Here is an 18,793-nt window from a genome sequence, read left to right as displayed (position 1 = left end):
CCAGGCTATATAAACTAATATATCACACTCCTTCCTTTTCGTCTATCTGCCATTTTAAACCGGGACCGTGTGAACTGTTCACAGGAATAAAATAGTTTGAATAAGAATTGAGTAACTATAAAAAGCATGATAAAATAGAAAAGGAAACAATCCATATGATTACCAGCCGTGCATTTTGGGCAAGGCTGGTAATTGTTACTATTCACAGCCACTTCACCCACATGCGCAAAAACAGCCGGTAAAGCCGTCTGCCGATGCTGCGCATCTTAATTTTTTGCTTATGTGGGTGAAGTGACTGATTTCAGTCATATAAAAATCATCAAACAGCTTCTTACAAGCTGCGCTTGACGAATCTGTCTGCTGATTTTTATATGGCTGTGAATAGTAACTGGTAATTCAATATCCGGACAAACCTTATTATGAAAGGAGCCAGAGCAATGTATCTCAAACGAACCGTTTATGATAAACTTTTGGAATGGAAAAGTGAACAAAACCGAAGCACTTTAGAAGTAAACGGCGCCAGGCAGGTAGGAAAAACATATATCATCAATAAATTTGCAGATGAACATTTTAAATATAAAATTTATATCAACTTTTTTGAACAGAGCGGAAAACAGTTCCTGGAATGCTATAAACAGGCTACGTCATGGATACCCGGCACAAAACGTCCGGAGCACCCCCTTCATGACGCATTCCGGCTTTTTGAACCTGACTTTTCTGATTCTGACGATACCGTAATCATTATTGACGAAATACAGGAGTCTGCCGAAATCTATAACTGCATCCGGGAATTTACCCGGCACTTTCAGGCGCATTTTATTGTAACCGGAAGCTATCTGGGGCAGATTTTAGAGCCGGAATTCCGATATTCCAGCGGGGATATGACGCGGATTTCCATTTATACCCTGTCATTTGGTGAGTTCCTCCAGGCATTTGACGGGAACCTGTATACACAATATCTCAGTCTGAAGTCAGATTCTCCACAGGATAGCGATGTATACGAGCTGTTAAAAACGGCATATGACATCTATCTTCAGATCGGCGGATATCCAAATGTAGTCAAAACCTATCTGGAAACAAAGGATATTGAAAAAGCCAGGGGAGCTCTTGTAAAAATCATTGATACCTTCACGAATGAATCTACCCGGTATTTTACGGATATCCTGGATACCAGGGTGTTTACCCAGATTTTTCTTTCTGTCAGCCGTATTTTATGCCGGGAGAGCAGGGGACTGGCAGAGGGCAGTATCAGCGAAGAACTGCAGAAGCTGGTAACCAGGGATTATTCCAGTAATCTTTCAAAAGCTGCCTGCAACCGGGCGATCAGCTGGCTGTATTTCTCGGGCATCATTGGTTTCTGCGCCAAGATCACGGAAATGGATGTCCTTGATTTCAAACCGGCAAGCCGCTGCTATTTTATGGACCCCGGACTGGCTAACTATTATCTGTCCCGGACTGGTATAGATTCCAGGTCCATCTCAGGTACGCTGAATGAAAACTATGTTTACATCAACCTGAAAAAAAGGCAGGATTTTCCGGAAGAGATTGTTTTTGAAACACCGGCATTTGCCACATACCGGGGCGGCGAGATTGATTTCATTGCGCAGAGCGTCCATTCATCTACCCGCTATCTGGTAGAAGTAAAATCCGGCAAAGGAACGGCTGCCACCGCATTGAAAGCGCTGGAACAGGGGAAAGCACATAAACTGCTTTATCTAAAGGGAGATACGAAGGGCGGCATTGATGGTAAAATTGAAACTCTGCCGATTTATATGCTGGAACGTTACAAATTTGTGTGAAAAAAGTCACCTCATGATATACCGCGGCAGCTTTCACATCCGTAATCCCGCCATGTTTTTACTCCTTCTCAGACAACACCAATATCGGCGCCGCGCACAGATTCCGGCTGATAAAAAAGAGCGACAGAAGGCTGACAACCCCAGTTTCACACAGGGCAGTCAGGCAGACCAGTATCCGCTGATCCACACTGGGATTCTCCGATATGGCTTCGTTTTCTACTCCATCCTCATTTTTCACCCCGCCCGCATCATCCGGCGAAGCCTCTTCTTCCCCGCGGCTATCCGGCATCCCCTTTGTATAAGCCGTGCTGAATCCTTCATCCTTGCTCTCCGCCGCTTCCCGCACCGCCTGGCTCATCTGCATTCCGGCGGCCGCGCCGGCTGCGGAGCAGACTGCCGTCAGCACCAGGATTCCGCCCAGCAGGGATATGACGCACTGCCGTTTTGTCATGCCAAGGGCCTGCTCCACGGCGGTGCGCCGTCTCTGTTTGAGGATCATAAAATACATGAGAAACGCAATGGTCGCAAGCAGCAGCGCGAGTCCCGCAAAAAAGAGGGCGGCTGCCACGATGCGGGTATTTTTCATTTTGGATGCAAATGTTTCGTATCCGCCGTCGTCAAATTCGATCTCCAGGAGACTGCTTTCGGGAAGCTTCGAAAATTCTTCCATGAATCTGCCGATAGAGCCGTTTTTGATGCGGAAGGAAGTGTTGTATACCTGCATCGGCCCGCGAGCTGTCACATGGTCTTTGAAATCCTTCGAAACGGAGCGTTCCGGGACAAAGATCTGGTTTTCTGCAAATGCGTGAGGATCATTTGTCAGGGTAACCGAATAGGAGTAGATACCGACGATCTCATATCCGCCTTCCCAAAACGGGTTCAGAATATTTCCGTCGGCGTCTATTGCCTCCATATCCATCCCTCCCGTGACGAAGGCCACCTGGCACAGGGGATATTTATAATCAGCGAAATAAAACTGCAGCGGGAGCGTATCCCCTACCTGCAGATCGTTTTTCTGCGCAAATGTCTGCGGGATCAGGCACACCCTGCCGCCCTTTTCATATTCCTCCGGGGTGATCCTGCGTCCCTCTGCAAGCGCCGCCTCCCCGTCATGAAATGGCCGCAGAAGCTGCAGGTCGCTGACCGGCGTCACGGGCATCATTTTCTCCTTGCAGGTTTCCAGCATTTCGGCGATGCGTTCCCAGACTGCACCTTCCGCGGTATCATAGAAGCCGTCGCCTGCCTCATACCAGAGCCGGGTCTGGTTTTCATAAATCCGCAGGGGCATATATTCGATTCCTTCAAAGCCTTCATGCCTATCTGCATTTACGGGATTCATACCCATGTATGTGATATAGGTGGTTCCGGCTTCCATGCATCCATGGCCGATACTGTATTGGTTCCCATCAGATGGACGCTGGCCCTCTGCTCCGTATTTTCCGGGCCGAATCCGATGTTTCCGTAGCTTTCTGCCGTGACCGTATAGTCTTCCAGCCCCAGATCCAGAAACAATTCGATTCGTTTTTCCGTAATGTCAAGCCCTGTCAGCCTGTCTCCGGTGGAATTTGCAATGGCTGCCGTCACAGGGATCTTTTCCCCCAGCGCGGCCAGCAGGCTTTCGTTCTGTTCCAGATTTCCAAAACAGATCCCGGCAAACAGAACCGCCAGGAAGGAAAACGCAGCCAGGATCAGGCTCCTGGCTTTGTTTCTTGCGATATTTATGAACATCTTTTTTGCGGTGAACATGCTGCTCCTTACTTGGTCGAGTAAACATTTCCCTTGCGGGGTATGTCTGCCCGGCCCCTTAATTCTCATCTATCAGCTTCTGCATTTCCTTTTTCGAGACTTCTTTCAGTTCGGTCACGCGGTCTTTTTTGTCCCGCACCACTTCAAGGTAGACCGCTTTCTTTTCCGGGATGGTGCCATTTGTATAGATCCAATGATCCTTGTCGTAGATGACGGCGACCTCTTTGCCCTGATAGATCCATCCGCTGTTTTTTTCCTTGGAAGCCTTTATGCCCAGCTTTTCATATTCCTTTGGCAGGCTGGTTTCTGTTTCATTCGGATCTCCCTCGGAATAGGCGCCTTCGCCAGATGTGGCTTCCCCTTCCGCCTCATCTGTGTCTCCCTGTTCCGCGGCATACGCTTCCAAATCGCCCCGTTCCGCGGCAGGAAATGTAACCATGCTGACTATATTCCCTGAGTCGTCCCACCTGATAAGGCCGGAGCCTTCTTTGACATCGACGCCTTCGCTTACAGACGAATCCGGCACGCTGCTTTCATCGAACGGAAATACGGAAAAGTCGGTGATCTTCCCGTTTTTGTCCCGGTTCACGGTGATCCCCAGTTTTCCGGAACCTTCTGCCAGCCTTGTATAAACGTTTGGCTTTGTCTCATCTTTAAAGTATCCTACAGTCTGGTTCTTATACATCAGGAAATCCGTTTTTTCATCGTAGGACAGGCCGAATTTCTTATATTCCTCAAATTCCTCTCCCTTGGAAATGACGTAGGCTGCGCTGCGGTATGAATTGTCCCCGGTGTGGGTTTCTTGATTGCCGGCGTAGGTTTTCGCTGCGGTTTCTTCCGTGTCCTCCGCAAAATGCACTCCGATCTTATCCTCGTCTGCTTCTCTCACGGATACCCCGCTGACCTTTCCTTCTTTATCGTAGACAGCCCGAACCACGACCTCACCATCATTGTCGGCCCACAGTACGCCGCCTTCTTTCTCGTCTATGAAAAAGCGGACCGGAGTCTTTCCCTTATAAAGCCTGCCTTCGGACTGGCTGAAGCTGATTCCGTATTTTCCGTAATGCTCCTCAAAAAAGGTCTCCAGCTCCAGGACTGATTCGATCTGCAGCAGGCGTTCTCTCTCCTCCTGCATCTGCTCGATCTCCCGGGTAAGGTCGTCTGCATTGCTTCGGAACTGTTCCACTTCCTTTTCTTTTTCCTCGATCATCCTTTTCCACGTCTCGATCTGCTTTGTGTTCTCTTCCTGTTCCCGGCGCAGCTTCTCCTGATCCGTGTTCTGTCCTGCATTCGCCCTGATATCCTGAATCTCCTGATTCCGTTCTGTGGTTTGATCTAACATCGCCTTGTATGCCAGGATATCTATATGCAGATAATCCAGTCTGTCCAGTTCGTTTTCTATTTCTTCTATGGACTGATCCAGATCTGCAATCCGGTCCGCAAGCTCTTTCCTGCTGTAACTCAGTGCGCTTTCATCCATCGCGGAAGTATCCTGAACCAGCTTGTTCACATTTTCCTCCTCGTTTTTAGCGGTGCTTTCTTTGCTTTCCTCTGTCAGATCCAGTGCAGACTCGTGAATGGCCTCACCGCTCTGTTTTGACTCTTTCAATGCGGCGGAGAGGGATTTCGTAACGACACGGTTATCCGCATTTGTTTCCTCTGCATCCACCGCCTCCGCCCGGAGGGTTGTTTCCCTGCTTTTTTCCGCCTCTCCATAGGAACCGCAGGAGGTTGCAAAGAGCAGGATGATTCCGCAAACCAGCGCCGCCGACAGTCCATGGACAAAGGGCGGAGTTTTTTTCATTTTCATAATCGCACCAATCCTTTCTTCGATTGCGTTTTTGCTGAAACTGTTTCCCAGGGGGAGCAGGCCGCTCTTTTCCTCTTCCATCTCGATCAACGCCATGGCGTATGCGGATTTCTGCTCTTCGCCGAATCGGTGTACAACGGCTTCGTCGCAGGCTAATTCCAGATCCCGGTTGAAGAATCTATACATCAGGTACACGCATGGATTGAACCAGTGTATGCACAGAACCGCCGCCATCAGCAGCTTTACCGCCGCGTCAAAATACCGGATATGCACGTATTCGTGTTCCAGCACGTAGCGGAGCCGGAATCTGTCTCCGCATTTTGCGGACTTCGGCAGTAAAATGACGGGATGCCAGACTCCGTATGACAGCGGGGACACGATCTGGTCTGACTGGCGTATGGACAGCTTTCTCCACAAAGGATGGCTGTTATGCCAGATATCCAGGAAATGGTCTTCGAAAGGCAGCGACATCCGAAATTCCCGGTAACACCGGAAATACATCCACCCGAAAAAGATTGCACAGGCCAGGAAGCCTGCTGCCCAGATTCCCTTTAAAGCCGGAAGTATTTTTGCAAGCTGCTCCGCAAGGGGAAGCGCTTCTTCTGAAATGCTTTCGGAGGATATTGGCAAATCCAATTGCCCGCCGACCTGGGCATCGGATGCCAAATTGCCCGGGGATTCGGCTCCTGGATCTGTCTGCCGGCTCTGCCCGAAAATACTCTGCGCGCCGGCTTCTGATCCTGACTGCGGGGTACGGGCGGAACTGTCCTGTGAGTCAGGTTCCGATTCTAAATGCAGATTACGGGCGGAACTGCCCTGTGAGCCAGTTCCCGATTCTGACTGCGGGTTCCCGGCGGAGTGGCTCTCCAAGACTGCTCTTGTATCGGATGCCGCATTTTGAAGCAGGGTATATGCGCTCCATGAGAAGGGCACGGAAAACGGGATCAGCAGCCGGAGCAGGGCGGCTGTCCAGAGCACCGCAAATGTCCTTTTCGGCAGCCGGTCTTTCAGGGCCGCCCTGACTGCCAGGATTACCAGGATCAATACCGCGCCGGAAATACTCATTGCCATTAGACTCATCTCTCTCACCTCACTCCAATTCGCCTACGATCTGTTTTAGCTGCGAGATCTGCTCGGGGGAGAGCTTTTTCCTCCCCAGCAGGGCCGCGAACAGCTTATCCGCCGAGCCATCGTAAATCTTGTTGATCAGTTCATTGGTCTCCGCCTCCTGCACCTCCTCCTTGGGGATCAGCGCATGGCACATGAAGTTCGGCTCCGACCGCTCAATGGCGCCTTTCTTGATGCAGCGTTTGATCAGCGTATAGGTGGTGTTCATATTCCAGCCGACCTCTTCTTTTAATACGTTGGAAATGTTCTTGGCCGTGGAATCTCCCTCCCGCCACAGCACGTCCATTACCTTTAGTTCCGAATCGAATAATTTTATGTCCATATCCACAGCCCCTTTCACACTACTGTAGTAGTTTTTCTTTTATACTACCACAGTAGTGTATCTATGTCAACAAAAAAAGGATGAACGGCAGTCATCCTTTTTCTATCAAAATCTTTTTTCCCTCAAATGCAAATCCATACTTCCTGATTCGTTCCGGAGCAATCCCCCTGGCTTTTAAATCTGCCGCATATTGCATCTCTTCAATCTGTACCAATGCCGACTTCACCGTATCTGCCAGCGTCCCTTCCTCCTCGGGATCATGCACTTTAAATTCCAGAATCATGGCATCGTCTTCCCTGCGGCATGGTTCCAGTACTACATCATAGCGTCCAAAACCGCTTTCCCGGTTCGAAGTGACCGTGTATCTATCTGCCAGATCTACGATCAGTCCAAGGACGAAACCGTGATAAAACTTTTCTGGTTCCGCTGTCTCTGACGGCCTCTTTCCTGTATCGAAATAGCTGATCGTATCCAGAGCGACTTTATTCATATATCCGTTCATACTCTTGATGTCACCCTTAAGCAGCGCCCGGATAAAATCATTGTATGCCGGAGTAGCTTCCGAAAACCATTCTTCTATCATCTGTTCGAACATGATGCGGACTTCCTGATTTGTCAGTACAAGGTCATATCCATGCTTCCCCCTCTTTTCATTTTGTATAAACCGCTCCATCTTCAGATATCCGCTTGCCAGCATCAGACTCCATACTGCGCTTTCTCTGCTGTCCAGACGGTTGAATACAATCTGCTCATCGACATACGTATGAAGGCTTCCGCCTTTCAGGAGATCCTCCATGACCATCTTCATGTTCGTACTTCCTTCACGGATCAGCTTTCCCACCAGTCCGTTGCTGCTGGTATTCGCCCAGTATGTGTTAAATATCCTCTTATCCAAATAATTAATAATAGACCATGGATTATAAATGTCTGTCTGATTTCCAAAAGTAAATCCATCATACCATGCTCTTACCTCTTCTTCCTTATCCGCCAGCCCATATTCTTTTAATGCATCTGATACCTCCTGCTGGGTAAAACCAAAACAATCCTGGTATTTTTCCGAAGTAATCGTCACCACTTCCAAATTATTTAAATCTGAGAAAATGGATTCCTTACTGACTCTGGTTATCCCCGTCATAACCGCGCTTTCCAAATAAGGGTTTGTCTTAAATGTGGCGCTGAACAAATCTCTGGTAAAGCCCACCAGTTCTTCCCAGTATCCATGCACATAGGCTTCCTGAAGCGGCGTATCATACTCATCCAAAAGAATGATCACCTTCTTACCATAGTAACGGAACAGGTACTCTGACATCTTATGAACTGCCATCCCGGCAACTATTTCCGGCATATCCATCGAAATCTTACTGTATTCTTCCTTTTCCTTCTCTGACAATAAGTCTCCTTTCAGAAGGAACGAATTTTTACGGTAAAGATCTGTCAGAAGCTGGCAGGTTCTCTGTATGGAAGACTTACAATCCCTTTGTTTTATATTTGCAAAAGACAGACTGATCACAGGATATGTTCCCTGGAGCTTACGGTACTTCTCCTCCTGCCATATGGAAAGCCCCCCAAACAGGTCTCCTCTTCCTGCATATTCCACGGAGAAAAACTTCTCCACCATATTCATCGTAAGTGTCTTGCCAAATCTCCGGGGCCGGGTGAGCAATGTAACATCGTCCTGATTCTCCCACCATTCCTTGATAAACATTGTTTTATCTACGTAAAAGCTTTTGGCCAAAATGATTTTTTCAAAATCCTGCTTCCCAATACCTATTGGTCTTGCCATCCTGTTTCGCCCCTTTCTCTTTTTTCATACTGTCCCGTTCTGAGTAGTTATGAAAATGATAAGTTGTCACTCGTTTTCCTAAGAAAACTGATGACCTGCCTGCGCTTCAGCGTAATTCATTATAGCATACGGCAGAATGCATCCGCAACCTGAGGAGACGCAAAAATAACGCAGATAAAACCGATCCGGATCTATCCGCGTTATTTTCATCAGGCATTATGATATTACCGGAGCATTCGCCGCGTCACCGCTTCCAAAGCTTTCCCACCGAAATTCCCGCAGCGGAGATCACCGCAAGAACCGTCAGCCACCCCAGCAGCGGTATATTGTCGCCTGTCTTTGGGGACTTCTCCCCATCTCCCTGGTTCTGCGTCGGGGTCTGGGCCGGATTCTGCGTCTGGTCTTGCGATGGGTTGACGGATGGTTTCTGTCCGGTTTCATTTGACGAGCCATCCGGTTTTCCCGTAGGCTTTCCCCCGGGTTTTTCTGGTTTTTCCTCTGGCTTATCCACAGGATCATCCGGTTTCTCTGCAGGATCATCTGGTTTTTCCCCAGGTTCTTCCGGCTTCTCCCCGGGCTCTTCCGGCTTTTCCACAGGCTTCAGAGCCGCGATTGCAGCCTGGATCTCTGCGGCATATCCGTCCACGATGGCCTGCTCCCTGATATCCTTTCCTCTGACAACTGCATTTACCGCCGCTTCTACCGCATCAAAATTGGTATAATCCGCTTTGTTCAATGCTTCTGCCTTGGCGATGGCTTCGTCCACCGCGCTGTAATCCGCACCTAAAAAAGTAACCTGTCCGCCTGACTGGCCGCTCTCTACATTATCGTAGGACGGTACGCCGTTGGATGTGATGGTGCCGCCGATGAGCATTTGATTTCCCGAGGAAATTTTTCCCTCCCCGATCTCTATACTGCCTCCGGTCACTGAGATATCTCCCGTGGCGCGGATACCGTTCACGCCGGCGCTGCCGGGAGAAATGATATTTGAATCCGTCATAGTCAGATTTCCCTCGATAAGCATTCCGCCCTGATTGCTGTTCTTCGACGTAGATTTCACTTCTGAACCTGCGATTTCTATGTTTCCTCCTTCGCAGAAAATCCCTACACTTGTACTGGATTCCGCCTCCACAGCAGAGTCCTTGATTACGCTGTCCTTCACATAAAGAGCCGGCCAGTAGCCTTTGGCTGTCAGTTTCGCAGAATCTGTGGCTGCAAGGTTCTGACAGATTATACTGTTGTTCTTCTCTGATTCCGCATTGACAGTGGAATTGGAAATGGTCATATTATCATTTGCCTGAAGTGCCGAATACCTGTTTGCAAGCACTGATACATCCGATCCGTTCAGAATTTCCACACTTTTACAGGAGACTCCATATTGATCTGCATTGGCAATCGTCAGACTGCTGCCGGAAATGACCAGTTTCCCGCCATACATACCGATCCCGGCATCCACTGAGTTCATGGTCACGCTGGAATTGTCTGATATTGTAAGTGAAACTGCATCGGTTGCATTTATTCCTGTACATCTCTCATCAGTGTCAAAATTATTTGGCATATCAATCACTATGTTGGAATTGCTGATCTGGTTTTCACCCCCGCAAATATCTATCGCATAGCCGCTGACCACTGTATTTAAACCACCGACCGCCGCGGTTAAATCGCTGACTCGAATCTGGATGTCCGCATCCTGAACGGTCAGCCCGCCTCCATGAACCTTGATTCCACAGCAGGCGTTTGTTCCCAGGCTCTGATTTTTGTATGCATGAATGGCAAGGCTGCCGCCGTTCGTCCCTTTTATATGTAACGGACTTTCGCTGCTGATTCCTATATGGGCGTCAATGGTATTTTGTCCGACCAGTTCGACCGTCACTCCCTCTTTCCCAATCTCAATCCCAAATGCAAGTGCGTTTCCATTATCAGCTATGACTGCCTGATTCAGCGTCAGTGTGTTTGTATCCGGTTCATATTTGGCCGTCCCGCTGCCGCACTGCACGGTATGATCCTGCTCCTGAAGGATGTCGATTCCTTTTACCTTGATCTCCCCAGCCGCCGCTGCTGTCTCCGGCTGAACTATCCACATAAAGCAAACCGCCAGAAACGTGTAAACTATCTTTTTCTTTGTTCCCATACTTCCGATCCTTTCACATACTGTACTTTTTTTAGCAGGTAACATCTGGTCCACATGCCCATCATTGTCCAAACTCATATTTTCACCAACATCTTAAAAATCTCTTATTTGTCTCATCATTGAGATAATTTTTTGCAATACTGATATCTTTCAATATAGGAAAATCACCAGAAAAACTTTTTAGTCCCATAAAAGGCTGACTGGCATCCGCACGCTTATATATAACTTCTGCTGCTGTATGTCCGTGCGCTGCATAGTGTAACTTATTTTGTACCATTTTAAAAAACGCAATGGATTCACTACTCTTGGGATTATAGTCAACACTTGTTGCATAAAGATCCAGTACCTGTCGGTACATAACTTTTTCAGATGAACGGATATCCCGGATACGGTCTAATAACTCTTTCCAGTAATTACCACCGCCCAGATTTTTCAGACGCTCATCATCCATTGTAAAGCCTTTTATCATGTACTCTTTTAATCGTTCAGTAGCCCAACGCCGGAAATTTGTGGCAATCTTGGATTTCACTCTATATCCAAGAGAAATAATCATATCAAGATTATAATGCGTTGTATTATAGCTTTTTCCGTCAGCAGCAGTTGTTCGGAATTTCCGAACAACTGCATTTTCCTCTAACTCGCCTTCTTCAAAGATGTGCTTAATATGCTCACTGATATTAGATTTACTGGTTTGATAAAGCTCACATAATTGTGCCTGTGTAAGCCAAACAGTCTCCCCCTCAAATTGAACATCTATTTTCGTCTGCCCATCTTCAGTTTGATAGATGAGGATTTCGTTCTCTACCGTATGCAATCTGTCTCCTGATCTATTCATTTTTTTACCATCCTATCATTCCAAACCATTAATTGATATTTTCTCAAAATTTCATATCACGATTTAATTACATTTACTTTCTCTTTTAAGACTTCAGAAAACAGTTCATATTTCGCTTCTATGTACTCTTTAATCATTTTGTATGTGACCTGCTCCTTCGGCTCACCTGGCAATATTGTCAAGCAGCACTTTTTTATACCGTATAAAATTCGCCCGTCAAGGGTCTTGTTTCCGATGCTCAGGTTGGTTTTTGAAGGTTCGTGCTGCAATAAATTGCATTGTTGACATATATTATGGCACGAAGGTTCGTAAAATCAGCCAGCAAAGGAAGTAAAACCTTTTGACGGGCGAATCATAATATCGGGTCAGTAAAATATTGAATTTGCTGCTCTGGCATACCTTGTGAAACGGCCGCATGGCCATAATGGGATGCCCTTGGGTATAGTTTACTATATTTTTTGAAAATATACAATCATTATTTATTTCTTCTGAAATTTTTTTGTTTCCTTATTATTTCACAACTATCACTTCATTGGCTGACCGCTATTTTTGTACTTTTCCTATTTTATGCGTGTAGGTCCAATGCGCTTCCAGATGCAGAACTCTTTCTCACGAGAGAATTTCCTGACTTCACAAGCGTGCTTTCAACAGATTCTCTCGTGATGCCGTCCAGCGCCCCGAAGGGGATCTGTTTTCCCGGTTCCCATTTGGGATCAGCGGCTTTCACTGCATCGACAAACGCCTGTGTGTAGGCACGTTCATATTGATCCAATGTATTCCCGGCTGCCAGTCTGTCTTTCTTGGGCATTTTTCGGTAAAGATTCAAATATACATCTGTACGCTTTGTAGTGTCGCCATTGCCGACACCGTTTTCCCTTAGAAATTCTCTCTTGGTCAGTTCGAACATTTCCTCCCGGCTGCTCTCCGGTATGGAAATAATCCGGTTCTTTTCCGCACGGTTTTTGTCTGTTACAACCAGACCGGCCATACCTGAGAATGGGCTGATATAATCGCCGTCCTTATCATAACGGCGCATCCTGTTTTTCAATGCACTGATGCTGACATATCCGCCGCCGGAGCCGGCATCCATCATGCTTTTTACAACCGTTTGATACTGCTTGCTTCCTGTATCAATCCCTGCCGCCTTTAACTGTGACTGCACAGCCGGACTTGACAGGTCTGACATGGGAACCATGTTCCCTCCGATTCCCGCGCTGTTCGCGGACGAGCCCAACATCTGCTGAAAAAACATATTATAGTTCAAGCTTTCTAACATCACCGAATCCTCCTTCTGCCAAACATCTGTATTTACATGAACTCGGCTGCCTGCTCATAAACGGCAGCCATCTATTGTTACTATTTCACAGCCACTTCACACACATGCGCAAAAACAGCCGGCAAAGCTGTCTGTCAAGGCTGCGCCTCTCTATTTTTTCCATATAAAATTTATCGGCAGATTTTTCGGTTTGGAAAACCCCCGCAGCACCAAATCATTACTTTTTTGTGAAACTGCGGCGCATGGATCAGGATCAGATTTCCCTCAGAAAATATAATCCTTCTTTATGAATCAGTATATTCGTATCCGTCTATTATTCAGTCAAAATACTCCCATGCAGAACTTGTAAAAAAAGTAAGCCGCGCACAGCAGCAGCACGCTGCCGGCAATGATCTGCCATTTCTTTTTCAAATGTATGCCTTCGTAAGCAAAACCAAGGCCGGACGTGCAGAACATCATGCAGATTATATCTGCCGGCGATTGAGTCCGAAACAATTTGATCGTCATGATTGCAATTCCTAAAATAAGAAATCCCCATACGGAAAAGGCGTCTCTTCTTGTGCGTACAATTCTTTCGTATTCATCCCCATAGATATTTTCTTTTTTGCTCTTCGATAAAATTTCTTCTTTATTCATTGATATTCTGTCTCCTTTTCGCCAAGTTTTATTTGCATATCATCATATCATAGCCAAGTTTTCTTGTCAATACTTTTTACAAATACAAATGAACTGACAGATTCGCTGAATACAGCTTATGAAAATTGTTCTGGTTCGGTTTGTACGGCTTCCGGTTCGGCGGAAACAGCGTCCATTGCGGCGGCCGAACCTGCTTCATCCGACACAGCTTTCGGTGCGGCAGTTGCCCCTGCTTCATCCGACACAATTTCCGGTGCCAAGGATGGCTCTGCTTCTCCTGCCACACCGCCTTCCCCTCCCTGGGGCTTACCGATCTGATCACACGCCATCTTTTTACGTTTCTTATATTCCATCACAATTTGTACGGCGATTCCGGCGGCGGCAAGCAAAACCGTCATTGCGATCCGGGCTGTCCGGCCGGCAGAGGGCATAAGGGCAGCGATACCGGATACAGCGCAGGCCCCTCCCAGCGCCGCTGTCAGCAGGATCGTGGTTATTTCTGCAAAACGCAGCGCGACCAGGGCAATGAGCAGTCCAATCCCTACGCAGATCAGGGCTTTGATCCAGTCAGCCGGATGCAGGAAGGCGGCAGCAAGTATACTGCCTGCGCACCATGCGGCCAGAAATACACCTGCCAGGTAAAGCCTGACGGCAATGAGCGCCAGAAGTCCGCCCAGGATGATACCGAGTACCCAGCCTGTCGAAGTTTCCAGGCCGAAGATCTCCGCGTCCCAGAGCCCGATTGCCAGTCCCACCGCCAGACCTGTCATGGCCGACCATATGCGGATCAGCTTTAGTCCAAAAAAGCACCAGAGGATTCCCAGCAGGATTATGGCAGGCAGCGTAAGCGCGGCGGCCCCTGTCAGCCCGCAGGACTCCAGAATCTGCCGGAGCATTGCTGCAAAATCCGCGTTCCGGAGATACCTCAAAAATGCATCCGGCTCCATGGCGCCCGGATCAACAGACTGGGCGTGCACCGCAATTCCATGCGCTCCAACCGGGCCGAAGCCCTTTGAAACTATTTGGCTTAGAAGTAAATGTATGTTCACTTTTCTCATTCCTTTCTTTTTGCACATACAGAAAAACCGTGCCGGCGGGTTTTCTGTATATTACAGCATGTAAAACCGGGATGCAGTTTTTACATCCCGGTCCGTGTTTGAATCATATATGCAGAAAGACGTTACTGTGAGCCCCGCTCAGGGAGTGACAGTAACAGAAAGACTGCCGGAAGCGGGCTTTCCGTATCCGTCCGGGTGCTGTCGTGCTTTGCCCGTTACCGTTTACACGGGGCCGTGCACCCTGCCGGACGACAGTCTTATTGGACGACCCGAAGACCTGGCGCCTTGTCGGCATCCGCGGCGCTTACAGGTTCATTTTCCAATCTGTCTGCCAGTTCCTTTTCAAAATCCTTTTCCCTCTTTTTCATATTGTGGCGATGAACCGCAAATACGGTGATCATCGCAGCCAGCACAATCAGCGCCGGTAAATCCCATGCGCACAACCCAAAGAAGCTATGTGTAAATATATAATCCAGAAATCTGTATGAAAACAATGAATCTAACATATTTTTTCTCCTTCCTTCACCGGGTTATTATGCCGCTTTTTCCTGTTCGTTCTGCCGTGCCTGTTCTATGTCATAGTCGGCAATCTTGGTTCTGATCCTGAAGATTTTTTTCTGACGGTTCTTCATACTCTTGGTGTAGATCAGTTCTACAAGAAGAGCAATCTGGAGGATCAGGAAATGCAGGATACAGCACTTGTGCCCCTGGTCTCCGTGCGCTAACGGTACGTCATTGTCTGCCAGGTTTACCACAGGTGTATCCGTAACTGCCGGCGTATCTGCCAACGGTACCTGCGGTGTCTGCACCAGCGTCGGCGTCGGTACAGGCAGAGCTGCAGGTGTCGTCGGCGGAACCGGCGCCATTGGTGTTGTCGGCGTGTCCGGAATTGTCGGCGGAACGAGAATCGGCGGCACCAGCATAGTCTCCGGTGTCGGCGCCGGATCATCCGGTGCCGGGGTCCGTGTCTCAGACGGAGTCCGTTCCGGGGTCGGTACAGGATCGGGCGTCAGATCGGGATCCGGAGTTGGATCGGGATCGGGCGTCGGATCGGGATCCGGAGTTGGATCGGGATCGGGCGTCGGATCAGGGTCCGGAGTTGGATCGGGATCAGGCGTCGGATCAGGATCCGGAGTTGGATCGGGATCAGGCGTCGGATCAGGGTCCGGAGTTGGATCGGGATCGGGCGTCGGATCGGGGTTCGGGGTCGGATCAGGATCGGGGGTCGGATCAGGATCGGGATCCGGGGTTGGATCGGGATCAGGCAGAATATAGGGTACGATCACTACGATATCTCCATCTATTTCGCCCTTTATTCCTTCTATATCTTTTGGTTCGGATTTTCGGATATAATGGGTTCCATTATAATCAAAGGTATCATCATCCCTGACCACGTCAGTTACATCGTAGCTGTCTCCGTCTATATAGGGCGTACCGTCTTCTTTTTCTTCAATGACCGCTTTCGTATGGATTGTATCGCCGTTTTCATCAACATACAGGATAGTGATCTTTCGGCTTTCCGGTTTCTCTTCCACCTTCTCTTCCAGTTCGAAATACAGCGTTACTTTATAGGATACGCCTTTCTCCGGCGTGAAAGTCAGTTTGCCGCCAGTAAATGTATACTCCGGCGCATCTTTTCCTTCTCCGCCTACGGGTTCTATTACTGCCTTTTCTGTAATATCATATGTTTTGCCGCCAATCGTATCGTTGATCGTGTAGTCTGTAAATGAGGCCGCATCAATCGTGATCGGCTTCCCGCCGCTGATTTCGTAACTGCCCTGCAGGGAGACATCTGTCTTCTCCGTTGTCTCAGGCTTGTTCCCGTTATTCAGCGTATAAGTGTAGTTTCCGATGATCTCCAAAGAAGCAGGTTTTTCCGGTTCAGCATCCCTTGTATAATAGAGCTTCAGCACATTTTTGGATGGGTCTTCGTCTAAAGAATCCAGAGATAAAACGTTGCGGTAGTATTCTTTATCAAATGTATAGCCCGGAATATATTTCTCTTCATCCTCCGAAGTCACTTCTGCCGGCTCTCCTACATAGCCGTTTCGGCTTTCCGGATCTGCAAGTTCTTTATCATCGGTATCAAGCCACTTCACTTGATAGCTGGTTTCAACCGGATCGGGACTTACGGATTCATCTTTTTCCCATACTGCGTAGAGGATCGTGTCTTCTCTCATCGTTAGCGTGTCTCCTGGTGCTACCATGTCGACATCTGCTGATGAATCTTCATCCCAGCCTTTAAATGTATAGCCGGGATTCTCATGATCACACTTCTTTATCTCGGCATCCTCGCCATAATCATATTTTTCTACCTCACCGCATTGTTCTCCTCTATCTATATAGGTTAAAGTTACCTTTTTCCTGGTATTCTTTTCCCATACGGCATAGAGTGTTTTTGTAACTGATCCACCATTATAACCAGATACGGTTTGTTTTACCAAACAAAAGTCTTCAGGAGCATAATCTGGTACAGTTGCCGATCGCTTATCAGCCCATCCTTTGAAAGTATAGCCTTCACGAGTAGGTACATCCGTTGGAATAGTAAACGTGTGGCTTTTTGTATATTTACTATCTGTTCCATACGTTTGATCTTCAGGAGCACCTGTTCCTCCATTTGCATCATACTTTAGCGTAAATTTCCAAAAATATCCATCCGTATTTACGCTCCCGGGGGTATTAAAATAGTAGTAGGCTGACGCATTACTTTGAGGCAGCATTGCCGAAGCACCCTCTGTTTTATTTGAACTTCCAACTCCAGCCCAAATAACATAATCCGACTTCACGGCTCCGTTCCAAAGATCCGCTGCCTTTGGAAGAAAGAAGTCACCATATAAATCGCCCCATGCTTTAACCTTAATGGTCGTACCGGAAACAGAAGTAACTTCATAACCATTTACTCTCTGGCCGATTCTGACTTTAGCGCTGGTTATTTTTGAACTATAGCTATTTGTGCTTGCCGGGACAAGCGTAATGGTATGCCATTTTGCCGCTGTCAAATCTGCGCCGCCGGTGATATCGTCGATCATTCCCATAAGAACCATCAGCGCAGCTTCTACGCCTTCATAGTCCTCAAGGTCTGCATCCTGTACTGCTTCATAGGCATCCATTGCCTTCTGGCCTAATGCCATAAATTCTTCCATGTTTTTTTCGGTGATCTCACCAAAATCTTCCAGCTTTCGAACCGCATCCAAAAATTTCTGTACTGCAGACGGCGCTTTATCAGCGGCTGCTTTTACAGATTTTTTTGTCTTTGCGCTTTTCTCATTCTTTGCGGCCGGCTTGCTGTCCGCTTCTTTCGCGGCTGCGGGAGCCTTGAGTGCAGAGTCTTTCACGGTCTTTTCTTCAAGCTCGGCTTTCGTCGGGGCTTTGGAGACCGGATCGCCTGCAGGCTCGCCCTTCGCCGGCGGCTCCTGATCCGCGGCGCTGTTTGCTGGTGATTCCTGATCCGCGGCGTCTTTCACGGGTGTTTCCTGGTCCGCGGCGCCGTTCGGCGATGATTCTTGGTCTGCGTTTTCCTTCACGGGCGCTTCCTGGTCTGCATCGTCTGCCCCATTTTCGGCATTCTCTGCATTCGGGTCGTCCGCCTCATTCGTTGTATCTTCCGGTTCCGCCGGATCGGCCGTTACAATCTCAACAGCCTGAAACGTAACCGAAATCATGGTATCAGCGGCAACATAAGGGATACTGTATCCATTCCCGCCTGTGCTGCCTGCACTGACTCCGGCAACCTGGCTGCCTTCATCGGCAACTGCGCTGAAGGAAAAGCTGCTGCCTTCCTGCACATATTTTACAAAGGAAGCTGCATTGACGGGCTGGCCGTCAACCAGGATTGTTCCGCTTCCGGTTCCATTGACCTGGAAGCTGACGGCGAACGTATTATTCACCTGCTCCGGTATCATTTCCTGGTCTGCGGTGTCCTCCGTAAATTCCTGTACGTCCTCTGAGGACGCTTCCGCCTGAATCTCCGTCAGCCCGGATTCTTCCGGCTGAGGTATCGTCGATGTTTCCTGAACAGGTTCAGCGGCCGGTTCGGATACTTCCGGCTGTTCCTGCGCAAACCCGGCTGCTGCTTCGGATACTTCCGGCTGTTCCTGCACAGGTTCGGCAGCCGGCTCAGCTGCTTCCGACTGTTCCTGTATCAATATTTCTTCCGTTATGCCGTCCATCCCCTCTTCGGCATATGCGATCAGAGGATTGAGACACAGCATCAGGGCGAGTACCAGGGCCATAGCCCTTCTGCCCTTGATCTTACTCTTTTTCATATAA

Annotated in this window: 12 protein-coding genes and 1 pseudogene; 1 reads left to right on the top strand and 12 read right to left on the bottom strand. The window is 48.3% G+C overall.

Annotated features, from left to right (window positions below):
* The first annotated feature begins 437 nt into the window (after window positions 1–437).
* Complete coding sequence (locus tag EBB54_RS24330; RefSeq protein ID WP_125129328.1) at window positions 438–1,799, top strand: ATP-binding protein; 1,362 nt, start codon at window positions 438–440, stop codon at window positions 1,797–1,799.
* 58 nt (window positions 1,800–1,857) lie between these two features.
* Here the strand turns inward: EBB54_RS24330 and EBB54_RS24325 are convergent, their stop codons facing one another.
* From EBB54_RS24325 to EBB54_RS24270, 12 genes and pseudogenes are all read right to left on the bottom strand, one after another.
* Complete coding sequence (locus EBB54_RS24325) at window positions 1,858–3,138, bottom strand: FtsX-like permease family protein (RefSeq protein ID WP_162307192.1); 1,281 nt, start codon at window positions 3,136–3,138, stop codon at window positions 1,858–1,860.
* Window positions 3,135–3,545: a hypothetical protein gene (locus EBB54_RS24320; protein WP_125129326.1), complete on the bottom strand. Its 411-nt coding sequence runs from the start codon at window positions 3,543–3,545 to the stop codon at window positions 3,135–3,137. Before EBB54_RS24320 ends, EBB54_RS24325 begins: the two co-directional genes overlap by 4 nt.
* Window positions 3,546–3,603: 58 nt before the next feature.
* The gene (locus tag EBB54_RS24315; RefSeq protein ID WP_125129325.1) at window positions 3,604–6,435 is read right to left on the bottom strand and encodes a M56 family metallopeptidase; all 2,832 of its coding nucleotides are present in this window, start codon (window positions 6,433–6,435) and stop codon (window positions 3,604–3,606) included.
* A 10-nt stretch (window positions 6,436–6,445) separates the two neighbouring features.
* A complete protein-coding gene (locus EBB54_RS24310; protein ID WP_004076237.1) occupies window positions 6,446–6,805 on the bottom strand; it encodes a BlaI/MecI/CopY family transcriptional regulator in 360 nt (119 codons plus the stop codon).
* 91 nt (window positions 6,806–6,896) lie between these two features.
* Entirely contained in the window at window positions 6,897–8,588 is a 1,692-nt protein-coding gene (locus EBB54_RS24305) for an AAA family ATPase (protein ID WP_125129324.1), read from the bottom strand.
* Window positions 8,589–8,832: 244 nt separating this feature from the next.
* Entirely contained in the window at window positions 8,833–10,671 is a 1,839-nt protein-coding gene (locus EBB54_RS24300) for a hypothetical protein (RefSeq protein ID WP_125129323.1), read from the bottom strand.
* A 151-nt stretch (window positions 10,672–10,822) separates the two neighbouring features.
* Window positions 10,823–11,554 (bottom strand): annotated as a pseudogene (gene rhuM, locus EBB54_RS24295) (RhuM family protein); the annotation flags it as partial.
* A 565-nt stretch (window positions 11,555–12,119) separates the two neighbouring features.
* Window positions 12,120–12,830: a DUF3879 family protein gene (locus tag EBB54_RS24290; RefSeq protein ID WP_004076226.1), complete on the bottom strand. Its 711-nt coding sequence runs from the start codon at window positions 12,828–12,830 to the stop codon at window positions 12,120–12,122.
* A 321-nt stretch (window positions 12,831–13,151) separates the two neighbouring features.
* Window positions 13,152–13,466: a DUF6442 family protein gene (locus EBB54_RS24285; protein WP_125129322.1), complete on the bottom strand. Its 315-nt coding sequence runs from the start codon at window positions 13,464–13,466 to the stop codon at window positions 13,152–13,154.
* Window positions 13,467–13,582: 116 nt separating this feature from the next.
* Entirely contained in the window at window positions 13,583–14,524 is a 942-nt protein-coding gene (locus EBB54_RS24280; RefSeq protein ID WP_148099402.1) for a TMEM198/TM7SF3 family protein, read from the bottom strand.
* Between the two features lie 257 nt (window positions 14,525–14,781).
* Window positions 14,782–15,030 (bottom strand): hypothetical protein, encoded by a 249-nt coding sequence (locus tag EBB54_RS24275; protein ID WP_193554387.1) that lies wholly within the window; start codon window positions 15,028–15,030, stop codon window positions 14,782–14,784.
* A gap of 27 nt (window positions 15,031–15,057) precedes the next feature.
* Complete coding sequence (locus tag EBB54_RS24270) at window positions 15,058–18,789, bottom strand: InlB B-repeat-containing protein (RefSeq protein WP_125129320.1); 3,732 nt, start codon at window positions 18,787–18,789, stop codon at window positions 15,058–15,060.
* Window positions 18,790–18,793: the final 4 nt, after the last annotated feature.

Origin of the sequence: Schaedlerella arabinosiphila (assembly GCF_003885045.1) — a bacterium.
In the GTDB taxonomy this organism is placed as follows: Bacteria; Bacillota; Clostridia; order Lachnospirales; family Lachnospiraceae; genus Schaedlerella; species Schaedlerella arabinosiphila.
Note: the sequence above shows the minus strand (reverse complement) of the source record. Positions and strands in the feature narration are given on the sequence as shown.